We start from the raw sequence: 12,914 nt of genomic DNA, 5'->3' as shown, positions 1-12,914 counted from the left end.
CGGCGGACTAGATTCCGAAGATCGACCGCAGCCGGCCGAACCAGCCCTCGTGTTCGGGCGCCATCGGCTCCGTCTCAGGCTCCGGTTTCAAGACGGGCTCCGTCATGCGGCGGGCCTCGGCGATCTCGTCGGCCAGGGCGATCTCCATGAACTCCCGCCAGATCCGAGCGGGGAGGGCGCCCCCGGCCTGGCCCTTCATCGGCGTCTCGTCATCGTTGCCGACCCAGACCCCCACCACGAGGTCTCCCGCGAAGCCGACGAACACCGCGTCCCGGTAGTTCTGGGTGGTGCCGGTCTTGCCATAGACCGGGATAGGGAGGGCGGCAGCGCGACCTGTCCCGCGCTCGGCCGCCGACTGGAGGAGTTGCAGGAGCGGCCGCTGCTCGTGCTCCCAGTCGAGCGTGACCGTGGGCAGGCGCGGCGCGTCGGGCAGCGCCGTTGGGCTGACCGGGTAGGCGCCGGCGGCCACGGCGGCATAGGCGGAGGTGAGCTCCAGGAGGCTGACGCCGGATGTGCCCAACGGCAGGCTGTCCACCGGCGCCAGGGGCGCGGTGACCCCCAGGTCCCGCGCCGCGCGGATGATTTCCTCCGACCCGACCTCCCGCCCAAGGCGGACAGCGGCGAGATTGCTGGACCGGGCGAAAGCTTCGTCGAGCGTCAGCGCCTCGTGCGTGCTGCCGTCGGCGTTTCGCGGCCGCCAGTCGCCGATCCTCAGGGGCTGGTCGGAGACCAGCGACCACGGGTTCGCGCCGCTGCGGAAGGCGGCGAGGTAGACGAACAGCTTGAAGGCCGAACCCGGCTGCCGCAGGGCCTGCGTCGCACGGTTGTACTGGCTCTTGCCGTGGTCGCCGCCCCCGACCATGGCCACGACCGTGCCGTCCGTGCGCATGGCCACCAGCGCCGCCTGGCTGACGTGTCCCCGACGGCCCTCCTGGCGCAGCGCCTGGGCGACGAGCGTCTCGGCGTGACGCTGCAGGGCCAGATTGAGACCGGTGCGCACGGCGACCTCGCCGTAGCCTGCGGCGAGCCCCTCGGCGAGGCGGGGGTAGGCCCAGTCCGCATAGTAGGCTCCGGCGCGCGGCAGTCGGCGGGTGGCGGCCGGCTTCGCCGCCGGGATGCCGGCGGCGGCGGCGAAGCTGATCATCCCGGCATGGGCCATGGCCGACAGCACCGTGCGTTGGCGGGCCTGGGCCGCCGCCAGGTGGCGGCTGGGGGCAAGTTGCGAGGGAGCCTTCACCAGACCCGCCAGCATGGCCGCCTCGCCGAGCGACAACTGTTGCGGCGCCTTGTCGAAGTAGATGCAGGCTGCCGCGCCCAGGCCATAGGCGCCCTCGCCGAAGTAGGCGGTGCTCAGGTAGCGGGAGAGGATGTCGTGCTTTTCGAGCCGCGCGTCGAGCCAGACGGCTGCGATCGCCTCGCGCAGCTTGCGGCCGTAGGTCCGCTCCGGTCCGAGCAGGGTGTTCTTCACGAGTTGCTGGGTGATGGTGCTGCCGCCCTGCACCACCCGGCCGGCGCGCGCGTTGGCGAGGGCTGCGCGGCCGAGGCCCTGGAGGTCGACCCCATGATGGGCATAGAACCGGCGGTCCTCGATCGCGATGAACGGCTGGACCACGTGCGGGGGCAATGTGCGCACGTCCACGGGTGGCGCGCGCAGCACGCCGCGCCTGGCGAAGGGGGCGCCGGAGCTGTCGAGCAGCACGACGGCCGGTTCCGCGGGCGCTGGCGGTTGCGGGGCGCGCAGGGTGGCGATCACCCCGGTCGCGTAGAGCGCCAGCGCCAGGCCAAGCGCCGCCAGGCCGCCGGCCAGCAGCCTCACGGCGGCGCGAAAGGGCGCCGGTCGGAGCGTCGGCGGTCGCAGGGTGGGGGGCGGCGTCGCTTGCATCCCTCCCTGCTCTTCGGAAAAGCCGGCGGAGTTCGGGCGGGCTCGTGCGTGATCTCGCCGCAGCCGGCCTAGCCGCTCTTCTCTCCGGGCGCCGTGACGTCGTCGCCAAGGGTGTTTCTCAGGTAGAGCACCTTGGTCAGGGTGTAGATCACGACAAGAAGGGGCGTGGCGAAGATGACGCCCAGCCAGCCGAACAGCACCCCGAAGCCCATCACCGCGAGCAGCGACAGGTACGGCGGCAGGTCCACCGCCCGGCGCTGGATGAACGGGTAGATCAGGTTGCCCTCGATCTGCTGGACGATGACGTACATCAGCAAGGTCCACAGGAGCATGTCGGGACCCAGCTGCACGGCGACCAGCAGTCCGGGTATCGTGGAGGCGATCGGGCCGATGACCGGCACGAAGGTGGCGAGCCCGGCCAGCAGGCCGAGAGCGGCGGGAGAAGGAAGGCCGATCAGGGAGGCTCCCAGGAAGGTCAGCGCGCCGGTCACGACCATGTCGGCGAGGGTGCCCAGCAGCCACAGGCGCAGCGCCCGCCCGCAGGTGTTCAGCCCGTCCCGGACCGGCTCGCGGGCGCTTGGTGGCAGGAGCATCACCAGCCCGTCGCGCGCGCGCCCCGGGCTGGTGGACAGGAACGCGCCTGCGAAGAGCACCAGCACCAGGTTGGTGACGCCGCTGACGAAGTTCATGGCATAGCCGCCGATCCGGCCGGCCAGGCCCTGCAGACCCGACGGCAAGGCGCCGACATTGTCGAGCTGCGCAGCGATCTGACCGCCGAAGGGCCAGTGCGTCACCTGTTCCCGAAGCTCCGCCATGGAGTGCGGCAGCACGCCGGCCAGCGCCGTCAACTGGCTCGACAGCATGGATCCGAACACCCAGCCGGCGCCGCCCAGGATGGCGAGGATGAGCAGCCCGGCCGCCAGGAGCGCCAGGGAGTCGTTCATCGGCGTGTGTTCGCGGATTGGATCCGCGAGGCTGCGGATCAGCACCGCGATGATCACCGCGCCGAACGCCAGCAGGAGGACGTCGGCCACCTGCCACACCAGGAAGAGCATGGCCGCGACGGCGAAGACGAAGAAGGTCCGCCGGGCGAACGCGGCGTCCACGGCGGGACCGGGGTTGTGCGTCGGCATCCCTACGCGCCGGGAGACCTGGCGTCGGCCAGCAGCGCCGTGAGCGTGCCGTCTGACTCCAGGATGACGGCGGAGGCCGCGGCGAAGGTCGTGGCGCCGGCGTCGCGGATAGCCGACATCACCTCGTCCGGCGTCACCCGCTCCCGGCGCATGGCGTCCGACAGCAGCTCGCCGTTGCGCAGGAGGAGCGAGGGCTCGGACTTAACAATCCGATCGAACCGACGGCTGCGCACCGCCAGCGATGTGACCACCAGCTGCAGGCCCACCAGCAGGGCGAGCGCGGTCACCCCCTCGGCGAGCGAGAGGGTCTTCGAGGTGAGCACCGAGGCGAGTGTCGAGCCCAGGGCGATGGTCACCACGAAGTCGAAGGCGTTCAGCTTCGAAAGCGTACGCTTGCCCGAGATCCGCAGGATCAGGACCAGGCTCACGTAAGCCGCCGCGCCGACCGCGAGCACGCGGCCGATGTCGTTCCAGTTGGTGAAGAAGGCGCCGTCCATCCGTCCTCCGGCAATCGGGGAACGCGTGCTGCCGCCGACGGTTCAGCTGCACGGGGACGGGGAGACGGCGGGATGGATTTCACGGGCCCGAACGGAGCGCTGCAGGTGCTCGGCGTGACGCTGATCGGCGTGACGCCGGAGAATGGACGCAAGCTCCTGCTGACCCTGGTGTTCGTGCTCGCCGCGTGGGCGGCCGGGCGGGGTGTCGCCGCAACGCTGGGCGCCGTCACCCGCGGGGATCCGAACCCGCGGGTGAAGTTCTGGACGCGCCAGGCCATCAAGATCCTGATGGCGCTGGTCAGTCTCATCGGTGTCCTCTCCATCTGGTTTGACGATCCGACGCGCCTCGCCACCGCGCTCGGTCTCGTCACCGCGGGCCTGGCCTTTGCGCTCCAGCGGGTGATCACCGCGATGGCCGGCTACGTGGTCATCCTGCGCGGCAAGACTTTCAACGTGGGCGACCGCATCGTCATGGGCGGCGTTCGAGGCGACGTGATCGCGCTCGACTTCATGCAGACCACGATCATGGAGATGGGCCAGCCGCCGCCCGTGCAGAACGACGACCCCGCCATGTGGGTGAGGGCCCGGCAATACACCGGCCGGATCGTCACGGTGACCAACGCAAAGATCTTCGATGAGCCGATCTACAACTACAGCCGCGACTTCGGCTACCTGTTCGAGGAGATGACGATCCCGGTGGCCTTTGAGGCGGATCGCGGCCGCGCGGAGGCGATCCTCCTCGACGTGGCGCGCCGACACACCCGCGAGTGCATGCAACTCGCCGAGGCGGAGGCCCGCGAGCTGCAGCGCCGCTATTTCATGGCCACCACGGACTTCAGCCCGCGCGTCTACTGGCGGATCACCGACAATTGGCTGGAACTCACGCTGCGGTTCGTCGCGCGTGACCATGGTGTGCGCGAGCTCAAGGACGCGATCAGCCGGGACGTGCTCGCCGCATTCGACGACGCGCGGATCGGCATCGCCTCGGCGACCGTGCAGGTCGTCGGCCTGCCGCCGCTACGCATCCGCGCCGCCGCCGAAGGGAAGGCTGGCTAGGGGGGAACGAGCTCCAGCATGCCCCGTTCTCCCGTCATGCCCCTCGACAGCATAGTCCGGCGACGCCGCGGTCGCGCGTAATGCCGAGCTGGCTGTTCCATGTCCTCGAGATGCGCCGGCGGCTGTGGTTCACCGTCGCGCTCTACAGCGCCTTTGGTGTCCTCGCGGCGCTCGTGGCCGCCCGCTTCGGCCGCTATGTGCCCTCAGACTTCCCCCTGAGGCTTGGATCGGATGCGGTCGACGACCTGCTCTCCATCCTGGCGAGCAGCATGCTGGCCGTAGCCACCTTCTCCCTCGCCACCCTGGTGACCGCCTACACCTCCGTCGCGGCGAATCTCGCGCCGCACGCGGCCCAGCTGCTGGTGTCGGTCAGCGCCATTCGCAACACCCTCGCCACCTTCATCGGGGCGTTCGTCTACGCGATGGTGGGCATCGTCGCCGTCCACACCGGCTACTACGGCGCGCAGGGACGGGTCATCCTCTTCTTCTTCACGCTGGTCGTGCTGGGCGGCGTCATCGTGGCCATGTTGCGGTGGGTGGGGGAGTTGTCGCGGCTTGGCCAGTCCAACGACGTGATCGGACGGGTGGCCGACGCCACGAGCCAGGCCCTGCGCAGCCCTGTCGGCCGGCGAGCCGTTGGTCCCCCGCCGCCCCGGCCCGACGAGGCCCTCCCGGTCCACGCGGGAAGCATGGGGTTCGTCCAGAACGTGGACCTCGGTGGCCTGCGCCGCATTGTCGAGGCGCGGGGCGGCCAGATCTTCCTCGCTGTGCAGCCAGGCGACTTCGTGCACCGGGGACAGCCGATCCTCTGGATGTCCGGCGGGCGGTTCGACTCAGCCTGCGTGCACGAGCTGCAGCGCCGCGTCACCCTCGGTGCTCAGCGCACCCACCAGCAGGACCCCCGCTACGGCATGCGGGTGCTGGGCGAGGTCGCCGGGCGCGCTCTCTCGCCAGGTGTGAACGACCCGGGCACCGCCCGCGACGTGCTCGCGCGATCGACGCTGCTGGTCAACCTCTGGGTCGAGGCGTGCCCGCCGGATGACGCCCCGCGCGTCGACGTCGTCGCTCCCGGGTTATCGGCCGAGGCGCTTCTTGAGGAGGCCCTGGGTCCCATCATCCGCCACGGGGCGGACGACCCAGGCTTGCAGGTGGAGCTCCAGCACGCCCTCGCCGGCCTGGCTGCCCTGCACGACCGCGAGGTGGCCAGGGCGGCGTGGAAGCTGTCGCGCAAGGCGCTCGACGCCGCGTCGGAGGTGCTGGGCCAGGCCGAGCGCCGCCAGGTGCGCGAGGCGGCCGGGCGTGTCCTGGGCGCGGCCCGGATGTCCACAGAGGCGGGACCCCTCTGATGGTCGGCGGACGATAAGGAACTGAGACTCAACCCATGAACCCGCGGCCTGTCGTGGATTCGAGGTGGAGGGCCTGGCGGTCTGCAGAGCGAGCACCACAAGCCTCAGCGATGGGTGGAGCCCGGACATCCGGTGGCGCGACGCTTGGATGGCTCCCGCTCGAGCCGAAGCGTCGGACCCGGTCGAGCGCGGGATGGTCACGGCTCACGAGAGGATGATGCGCAACCATCGCGGCGCCGCCGAGCCTGCATAGGGCCGGTGCGGCGCCAGGGCGGATCGGAACCTTCCGGTTAGGGCCGACGCTGAAGGGGCTCGTCCTCGAGGAGCTGGCCGCTCAACAGCTCGCTCGCCTCACTGGCGGCTTCAGGGCGCAGAGAAGCCGGACCTGCCCGGAGCGGCACATCGGCTCTCCGTCCATGTTGCTGGATATCTTCGATGAGCATCTTCATCTCCGTGATTTCCTTCACCTGATCACGGGTGATGCGGTCGGCGAGGTAGCGAACCCGCGGGTCGCGGATGTCGGCCTTCCGAGCATTGTTGATGGCGATGGAATGGTGCGGGATCATCGCCCGCATGAAGGCGGTGTCGTCGATCAGAGCCTGACTCCGGTTGATCCCGAGCAGCAGGATCCCACCGACCACCGCGGCCGCGAGCACAGCCAGCTTCGCCGCGGTCGGGCGATACATGTTCCACATGAATGCGAGCATGACGGCTGTCATCACGCAGGCCATCACCAGGGCGGAGATCAGACGGGTAAGGCTGAACAGCAGGTGCTCGGCGCTATAGACCAGCTGGTACATCAGCAGGAACATGATCGACGTCGAGACGGCGATCATCGCAGCGAAGCGGCCCCAGCCCATGCTCATCGGTGGGTGTTTGTGTTCCATGGCGTTCTCCCATTCCGGACGAACACTCCGAGCCAAGACCGGGTTCAAGGCGCGGAGGCGCCATTCGCCTCCTTAACCCCCGCGATCGAAGTCCCCTCCCGGGCCACGCTCAAGGTCCCTGCCGACCCCATCTGACGGTGGGAGCGTCCGCGCTGCGGCTTGGCGCTCCTGTCTGTTGACGCGCCCAACCTTCCGGGGGAGCGCGCTGCGAACACCCCTCGAGCCTGTTTCGGCAGGCGCGACCCGCGTTGGCTCCCAGATCCGCGGCCGGAGGGTCGTGTCTTGCGAAGGCTCTGGAGAGCCGTGTCCCGCGGCGCCTCAGGGTGGCGGCGGAGACGCTGGCGGGCGCGCTCCGGGCGAGCTTCCCCGGCTGGGACGGCCGATCAGACGATCAGGTCTGCGGAAGGCGAGCGCACGCCCAGTCTGGGCGAAGCTGGCGCGATGCCGGCCCGGCCGAATCGCGGGGGAGGGCGCCCTCGCCGGGGCCTGCCGCTGCGCGACGGGGCGCGAGCGCCGCGACGGGGGTGTTGATCCGGGCCCGCCGCGGGTCTCCTTGGGCGTCTCCTTCGCTTCGGATACACACCCTTGTCCCTCATCTCGCTCCAGGACGAAGTCGCCGCCCGCTCGGCGCGCATGCTGCGCTCGGCGCTGGGCCCGCGGATCTGCGGCTGGCTCGACGACCCTGACATCTGCGAGGTGATGCTCAACCCGGACGGCCGGGTGTGGCTGGACCGGCTGGGGTCCGGGCTGTGGGCCACCGACCTGGTGCTGCGGCCGGCCGAGGGCGAGCGGGTGATCCGGCTGGCCGCCCACCACGCGGGACGCGAGGCCCACCCGGGCGCGCCGCGGGTCTCGGCCGAGCTGCCGGGCGGCGGCGAGCGCTTCGAGGGCCTGCTGCCGCCGGTGACCGCGGGGCCCGCCTTCGCCATCCGCAAGGCCGCGGGACAGGCGCTGCGGCTGGCGGACTATGTGGCCCAGGGCGTGATGAGCGGCCGGGCGGCGGACGCCCTGGCGGCGGCGGTGGCGTCCCGGGCCAACATCCTGGTGGCGGGGCCCACCTCCAGCGGCAAGACCACCCTCGCCAACGCCCTGCTGGCGGAGCCGGCCCTGGCCGCCGACCGGGTGGTGATCCTGGAGGACGTGCGCGAGCTGCGCTGCCCGGCGCCCAATTCGCTGGCCCTGCGGGTGGCGGACCCCGGCGTGTCCATGGCCGCCCTGGTGCGCTCGGCCTTGCGCCTGCGGCCGGACCGGATCGTGGTGGGGGAGGTGCGCGGCGGCGAGGCCCTGGACCTGCTGAAGGCCTGGGCCACCGGCCACCCCGGCGGGGTGGGGACGGTGCACGCGGGCTCGGCGGCCGGGGCGCTCGCCCGGCTGGAGCACCTCGTCCAGGAGGTGGCGGCGGCGGTCCCCCGGGGCCTGATCGCCGAGGCCGTGCAGGTGGTGGCGGTGCTCGCCGGCCGCGGCGCCGAGCGCCGGCTCGTGGAGCTCGCCCGGGTCGCGGGGCCGGCGCCGGACGGCTGGCGGCTGGAGCCGCTGGCGGGCGGGGCGGGCTGAGATGCGCCGCACCTGCCTGTCTCTCCTTCTGGGGCTGTTCCTGCTGGCGGCGGGCCCCGCCCGGGCCGCCGGCTCCGCCATGCCCTGGGAGGCGCCCCTGCAGCAGATCCTGCAGTCCATCGAGGGGCCGGTGGCCAAGGTGGTGGCGGTGATCATCATCGTCAGCACGGGCCTGGCCCTGGCCTTCGGCGACACCTCCGGCGGCTTCCGGCGGCTGATCCAGATCGTCTTCGGCCTGTCCATCGCCTTCGCCGCCTCGAGCTTCTTCCTCTCCTTCTTCGCCTTCGGGGGCGGGGCGGTGATCTGATGGAGGGCTCCTATGCCGCGCCGGTCCACCGGGCCCTCTACGAGCCGATCCTGCTGGCCGGGGCGCCGCGCGGCCTGGCCATCCTCAACGGGACCCTCGCGGCCGCCCTCGGGCTCGGCCTGCGGGCCTGGCTGGCCGGGCTCCTGGTGTTCGCCGCCGGCCACCTGGCGGCCGCCGCTGCGGCCCGGCGCGACCCCCAGGTGCTGGAGGTGCTGCGCCGCGCCGTGCGCCTGCCGGCGCGGCTGGAGGCCTGAGATGATGGACCTGCGGGAGTACCGCGGCGGCGGCCACGCCCTGGCCGACTGGCTCCCCTGGGCGGCGCTGGTGGCGCCCGGCGTGGTGCTGAACAAGGACGGAAGCTTCCAGCGCAGCGCCCGCTTCCGGGGCCTCGACCTGGACTCCGCCGAGCCCGCCGACCTGGCCGCCGCCGCGGCCCGGGTGAACGCGGTCCTGCGCGGGCTCGGCTCCGGCTGGGCGCTGTTCTGCGAGGCCCGCCGCATGCCGGCCCTGGCCTATCCCGAGGCCGCCTTCCCGGACCCGGTGTCCGCCCTGGCGGACGAGGAGCGTCGGGCGGCGTTCGAGGCCGGCGCCCACTTCGAGAGCCGCTATGTGCTCACCTTCCTGTGGCGGGCGCCGGCCGAGCGGGGCCGCGGGATGCGGCGCTGGTTCCTGGAGGGGGAGGGCGGCGGCGCGGCCACGGACTGGCGGGCCGAGCTCGCCGCCTTCGCGGACCGGACCGACCGGGTGCTGGCGGCCCTGGCTCCGCACGCCGCCGAGCTCGCCTGGATGGATGACGCCGAGACCCTCGGCTACCTGGCCGCCTCGGTGGGCGGCGAGCTCCGGCCCCTGGCGACGCCCGAGGTCCCGGAATGCCTGGACGTCCGCCTGGCGGGCGTCCCCCTGGTGACGGGCCTGGCGCCGCGGCTCGGCGAGGCGCACCTGCGGGTGCTCACCGTCACCGGCCTGCCCGCCGAGACCTGGCCTGGCCTGCTCGACGACCTCAACCGGCTGGCCTTTCCCTGCCGCTGGATGACCCGGGCGATCCTGCTCGACCGCCAGGAGGCGGCGCGCCTGGTCGGCCGGATCCGCCGGCAGTGGTTCGCCAAGCGCAAGTCCGTGGCGGCCCTCCTGCAGGAGGCGCTCACCCAGGAGCCCGCCGCCCTGGTGGACACCGACGCCGAGAACAAGGCGGCCGACGCCGACGCGGCCCTGCAGGACCTGGGCGCCGACGCGGTCAGCTGCGCCTACCTCACCGCCGCCATCGTGGTCTGGGACCGGGACCGGGCTGTGGCCGACGCCCGGCTGCGGCAGGTGGAGCGCGTGGTCCAGGGGCGCGACCTCGCCTGCCGGATCGAGGGGCTGAACGCCGTGGAGGCCTGGCTCGGAACCATTCCCGGCCAGGTCTACGCCAATGTCCGCCAGCCGCCGGTCTCCACCCTGAACCTCGCCCACATGCTGCCGCTGTCCGCCCCCTGGGCCGGACCCGAGCGCAATCCCCACCTGGGCGGACCCTGCCTGCTGCAGGCCCGCACCGCGGGCGCCGCGCCCTTCCGCCTCTCCCTGCACGTGGGCGACGTGGGCCACGCCCTGGTGGTGGGGCCCACCGGGGCGGGGAAGAGCGTGCTGCTGGCCCTGCTGGCGCTGCAGTTCCGCCGTTACCCCGGGGCCCGGGTCTTCGCCTTCGACCACGGCGGCTCGATCCGCGCCGCGGTCCTGGCCATGGGCGGCGCCTGGGCGGCGCTGGGCGAGGACCGCGGCGGGGCAGGGCCGGCCCTGCAGCCGCTGGCCGGGGTCGACCAGACCGCGGAGCGCGCCTGGGCGGCCGGCTGGGCGGAGGCGCTGCTGGCGCGCGAGGGGGTGGGGATGGACCCGGGGCGGCGGGCGCGGCTGTGGTCGGCGCTGGAGAGCCTCGGCGCGGCCGCGCCCGCCGAGCGGACGCTGAGCGGGCTGCAGGCCCTGCTGCAGGACGCCGAGCTCAAGGCGGCGATCGCCCCCTACACCCTGACAGGGCCGTTCGGGCGGCTGCTGGACGCCGAGGCCGAGCGGCTGGCGGCGGCGGAGGTCCAGGCCTTCGAGACCGAGGGCCTGCTGGGGACCGCCGCCGCGCCTGCGGTCCTCGACGCCCTGTTCCATCGGCTGGAGGCCAGGCTCGACGGCCGCCCGGCCCTGATCCTGGTGGACGAGGCCTGGCTGGCCCTGGGCGATCCCGCCTTCGCGCCGCGCCTGCGGGCCTGGCTGAAAACCCTGCGCAAGCGGAACGCCTCGGTGGTGCTGGCCACCCAGTCCCTGGCCGACCTGCAGGCGAGCCCGCTCGCTCCCGTCCTCGTGGAGAGCTGCCCGGCGCGGATCTTCCTGCCCAACCCGCGGGCCCGCGAGCCGGCCCAGGCGGCCCTCTACCGGAGCTTTGGTCTCACCGACCGGCAGCTCGCCATCCTGGCGGAGGCCCAGCCGAAGCGCGACTACTGGTTCCAGTCGCCCGAGGGGGCGCGCCTCTTCGACCTGGAGCTCGGGGCGGTGGCGCGGGCGCTCTGCGTTGCCGGCCGCCGGGAGGACCAGGCCGCCATGGACCGGGTCCTGGCGGCGGCCGGGCCGCAGGGCTTCCCCGCCGCCTGGCTCCGCGAGCGCGGCCTGGGCTGGGCCGCCGAGCTCGTCGAGGCCGACCAGGCCGTGGCGCCGCTCCGGACCTGCGCGCCATGAGCCGCCGGACCCTGCTGGCCGCCTTCGCCGCCGCGCTGGCCGGCGCCCTCGCCGCGCCGGCCCGGGCGCAGCTCGCCGTCCACGATCCCGCCAACCTCGCCCAGAACATGCTGCAGGCGGCCCGCGCCCTGGAGCAGGTGCAGAACCAGCTGGCCAGCTTGCAGAACGAGGCCCGCAACCTGCGCCCGCTCGGCCTGCGCGCCGCCGGCGCCCTGGACGCCGACCTCGCCCGGGTGAACGCCCTGCTGGCCGAGGCCGGTCGCCTCGCCCGGGAGACCGCCGCGCTGCGCGCCCAGTACGACCGGGAATACGCTTACGACCGCGCCGCGACCCCGGGGCGCGCGCTTGCCGCCCTGGCCGACGCCCGCCTGGCCAACGCCACGGAGGCGCTGCGCCGGACGCTGGCCGTCCAGGCTGCGGTGCGGGACTCCCTGGCCACGACGCACGCCCAGGCCACGACCCTGGCCCGGGCCAGCGAGGAGGCCGGGGGCGCGCTCGAGGCGGCCCAGGCCGGCAACCAGCTGCTGGCCGTGCAGGCCCGGCAGCTCGCCGACCTCTCCGCCCTGCTGGCCGCCCAGGGGGAGGCCCAGGCCCTGGAACAGGCCCGGGCGGCGGCCGCCGCCGCGGACGCCCGCGCCCGCCTCGACCGCTTCCTGGCCAGGCGCCCGCGATGACCGACACCGGCGTCATCGACCAGTTCCTGGCGGTGTTCGGCCGCTACATCGACTCCGGCTTCGGCCTGGTGCGCGGCGACGTGGCCTCGCTCGCCCGCCTCCTGGTGGCCCTGGACGTCACCCTGGCCGCCCTCGTCTGGGCCTGGGGGACCGGGGAGGAGGTCCTCGCCCGGCTGGTGCGCAAGGTCCTCTATGTGGGCGCCTTCGCCTTCCTGATCGGCGACTTCCCCAGGCTCGCCCAGGCGGTGTTCGACAGCTTCGCCGGCCTCGGCCTCAAGGCGTCCGGCGCGCCGCTCGCCGCCGCCGACCTCCTGCGCCCCGGCCGCATCGCCGGCGTCGGCGTGGAGGCCGTCCGGCCCATGCTGGCGGCGGCCGGAGAGATGGCGGGCTTCCCGGCCCTCTTCGAGAACGCCGTCCAGGTCGGGGTGCTGATGGCCGCCGCCCTCGTGGTGCTCATCGCCTTCTTCGTGCTGGCGGTGCAGCTCTTCGTGACGCTCGTGGAGTTCAAGCTGGTCACCCTGGCCGGCTTCGTCCTCGTCCCCTTCGGCCTGTTCGGCCGCACCGCCTTCCTCGCCGAGCGGGCGCTGGGCGCGGTCATGGCCGCCGGCGTCAAGGTGCTGGTCCTGGCGGTGATCACCGGCATCGGCGCGACCCTGTTCGAGGGCTTCCTGGGCGCGCCGGGCGGCGAACTCCCCGACCTGGAGGCGGTGCTGGCGCTGGCGCTGGGCGCCGCCTCGCTGCTCGGCCTCGGGATCTTCGGGCCGGGGATCGCCTCGGGCCTGGTCTCCGGCGGCCCGCAGCTGGGCGCCGGCGCCGCCGCCGCCACGACCGTGGGCCTGGGCGGGCTGGGCGCGGCGGGCGTCGCCGGCGTGCGCTCGGCG

At 73.3% G+C, this 12,914-nt stretch carries 12 protein-coding genes; 8 read left to right on the top strand and 4 right to left on the bottom strand.

From position 1 onward, the window contains the following. Nucleotides 1-7: 7 nt before the first annotated feature. The 3 genes from ACE3Q8_RS17800 to ACE3Q8_RS17790 all read right to left on the bottom strand — a co-directional run bounded on the left by ACE3Q8_RS17800 (nt 8) and on the right by ACE3Q8_RS17790 (nt 3,512). Entirely contained in the window at nt 8-1,882 is a 1,875-nt protein-coding gene (locus tag ACE3Q8_RS17800) for a transglycosylase domain-containing protein (protein ID WP_374471636.1), read from the bottom strand. A gap of 68 nt (nt 1,883-1,950) precedes the next feature. Further along, entirely contained in the window at nt 1,951-3,015 is a 1,065-nt protein-coding gene (locus ACE3Q8_RS17795; RefSeq protein ID WP_374471635.1) for an AI-2E family transporter, read from the bottom strand. Between the two features lie 2 nt (nt 3,016-3,017). After that, a complete protein-coding gene (locus ACE3Q8_RS17790; protein ID WP_374471634.1) occupies nt 3,018-3,512 on the bottom strand; it encodes a DUF421 domain-containing protein in 495 nt (164 codons plus the stop codon). Between the two features lie 72 nt (nt 3,513-3,584). Here ACE3Q8_RS17790 and ACE3Q8_RS17785 point away from each other — a divergent pair, with 72 nt between their 5' ends. After that, complete coding sequence (locus tag ACE3Q8_RS17785) at nt 3,585-4,568, top strand: mechanosensitive ion channel family protein (RefSeq protein ID WP_374471633.1); 984 nt, start codon at nt 3,585-3,587, stop codon at nt 4,566-4,568. A gap of 80 nt (nt 4,569-4,648) precedes the next feature. Next, a complete protein-coding gene (locus ACE3Q8_RS17780; RefSeq protein ID WP_374471632.1) occupies nt 4,649-5,914 on the top strand; it encodes a DUF2254 domain-containing protein in 1,266 nt (421 codons plus the stop codon). A gap of 290 nt (nt 5,915-6,204) precedes the next feature. Here the strand turns inward: ACE3Q8_RS17780 and ACE3Q8_RS17775 are convergent, their stop codons facing one another. Then, nucleotides 6,205-6,801, bottom strand: a complete 597-nt coding sequence (locus tag ACE3Q8_RS17775) for a DUF305 domain-containing protein (RefSeq protein ID WP_374471631.1) — start codon at nt 6,799-6,801, stop codon at nt 6,205-6,207. 633 nt (nt 6,802-7,434) lie between these two features. Here ACE3Q8_RS17775 and trbB point away from each other — a divergent pair. The 6 genes from trbB to trbL form a co-directional block, all read left to right on the top strand. Next, nucleotides 7,435-8,355 carry a P-type conjugative transfer ATPase TrbB gene (trbB, locus tag ACE3Q8_RS17770; protein WP_374471691.1) on the top strand — a complete coding sequence of 307 codons (921 nt, stop codon included), beginning with the start codon at nt 7,435-7,437 and terminating at the stop codon, nt 8,353-8,355. 1 nt (nt 8,356) lies between these two features. Then, a complete protein-coding gene (locus tag ACE3Q8_RS17765; RefSeq protein ID WP_374471630.1) occupies nt 8,357-8,662 on the top strand; it encodes a TrbC/VirB2 family protein in 306 nt (101 codons plus the stop codon). After that, nucleotides 8,662-8,916 carry a VirB3 family type IV secretion system protein gene (locus ACE3Q8_RS17760; protein WP_374471629.1) on the top strand — a complete coding sequence of 85 codons (255 nt, stop codon included), beginning with the start codon at nt 8,662-8,664 and terminating at the stop codon, nt 8,914-8,916. Before ACE3Q8_RS17765 ends, ACE3Q8_RS17760 begins: the two co-directional genes overlap by 1 nt. 1 nt (nt 8,917) lies before the next feature. Next, nucleotides 8,918-11,359 carry a conjugal transfer protein TrbE gene (gene trbE / locus ACE3Q8_RS17755; RefSeq protein WP_374471628.1) on the top strand — a complete coding sequence of 814 codons (2,442 nt, stop codon included), beginning with the start codon at nt 8,918-8,920 and terminating at the stop codon, nt 11,357-11,359. Continuing rightward, nucleotides 11,356-12,033 (top strand): P-type conjugative transfer protein TrbJ, encoded by a 678-nt coding sequence (gene trbJ / locus ACE3Q8_RS17750; RefSeq protein ID WP_374471627.1) that lies wholly within the window; start codon nt 11,356-11,358, stop codon nt 12,031-12,033. The genes trbE and trbJ overlap by 4 nt, the downstream gene beginning before the upstream one ends. Next, on the top strand, nt 12,030-12,914 hold an 885-nt coding region (gene trbL / locus ACE3Q8_RS17745; protein WP_374471626.1), incomplete at its 3' end, for a P-type conjugative transfer protein TrbL. The genes trbJ and trbL, both read left to right, overlap by 4 nt.

Source organism: Phenylobacterium sp. (assembly GCF_041913825.1).
Classification (GTDB): domain Bacteria; phylum Pseudomonadota; class Alphaproteobacteria; order Caulobacterales; family Caulobacteraceae; genus Phenylobacterium.
This window is presented reverse-complemented; position numbering and strand designations above follow the sequence as displayed.

Excerpts from the sequence above, each read along its gene's own strand:
- ACE3Q8_RS17800 (WP_374471636.1), bottom strand. The coding sequence starts at position 1,882 with ATGCAAGCGACGCCGCCCCCCACCCTGCGACCGCCGACGCTCCGACCG.
- ACE3Q8_RS17780 (WP_374471632.1), top strand. The coding sequence starts at position 4,649 with ATGCCGAGCTGGCTGTTCCATGTCCTCGAGATGCGCCGGCGGCTGTGG.
- trbJ (WP_374471627.1), top strand. The coding sequence starts at position 11,356 with ATGAGCCGCCGGACCCTGCTGGCCGCCTTCGCCGCCGCGCTGGCCGGC.
- ACE3Q8_RS17790 (WP_374471634.1), bottom strand. The coding sequence starts at position 3,512 with ATGGACGGCGCCTTCTTCACCAACTGGAACGACATCGGCCGCGTGCTC.
- trbE (WP_374471628.1), top strand. The coding sequence starts at position 8,918 with ATGATGGACCTGCGGGAGTACCGCGGCGGCGGCCACGCCCTGGCCGAC.
- ACE3Q8_RS17760 (WP_374471629.1), top strand. The coding sequence starts at position 8,662 with ATGGAGGGCTCCTATGCCGCGCCGGTCCACCGGGCCCTCTACGAGCCG.
- ACE3Q8_RS17765 (WP_374471630.1), top strand. The coding sequence starts at position 8,357 with ATGCGCCGCACCTGCCTGTCTCTCCTTCTGGGGCTGTTCCTGCTGGCG.
- ACE3Q8_RS17775 (WP_374471631.1), bottom strand. The coding sequence starts at position 6,801 with ATGGAACACAAACACCCACCGATGAGCATGGGCTGGGGCCGCTTCGCT.
- ACE3Q8_RS17795 (WP_374471635.1), bottom strand. The coding sequence starts at position 3,015 with ATGCCGACGCACAACCCCGGTCCCGCCGTGGACGCCGCGTTCGCCCGG.
- ACE3Q8_RS17785 (WP_374471633.1), top strand. The coding sequence starts at position 3,585 with ATGGATTTCACGGGCCCGAACGGAGCGCTGCAGGTGCTCGGCGTGACG.
- trbB (WP_374471691.1), top strand. The coding sequence starts at position 7,435 with ATGCTGCGCTCGGCGCTGGGCCCGCGGATCTGCGGCTGGCTCGACGAC.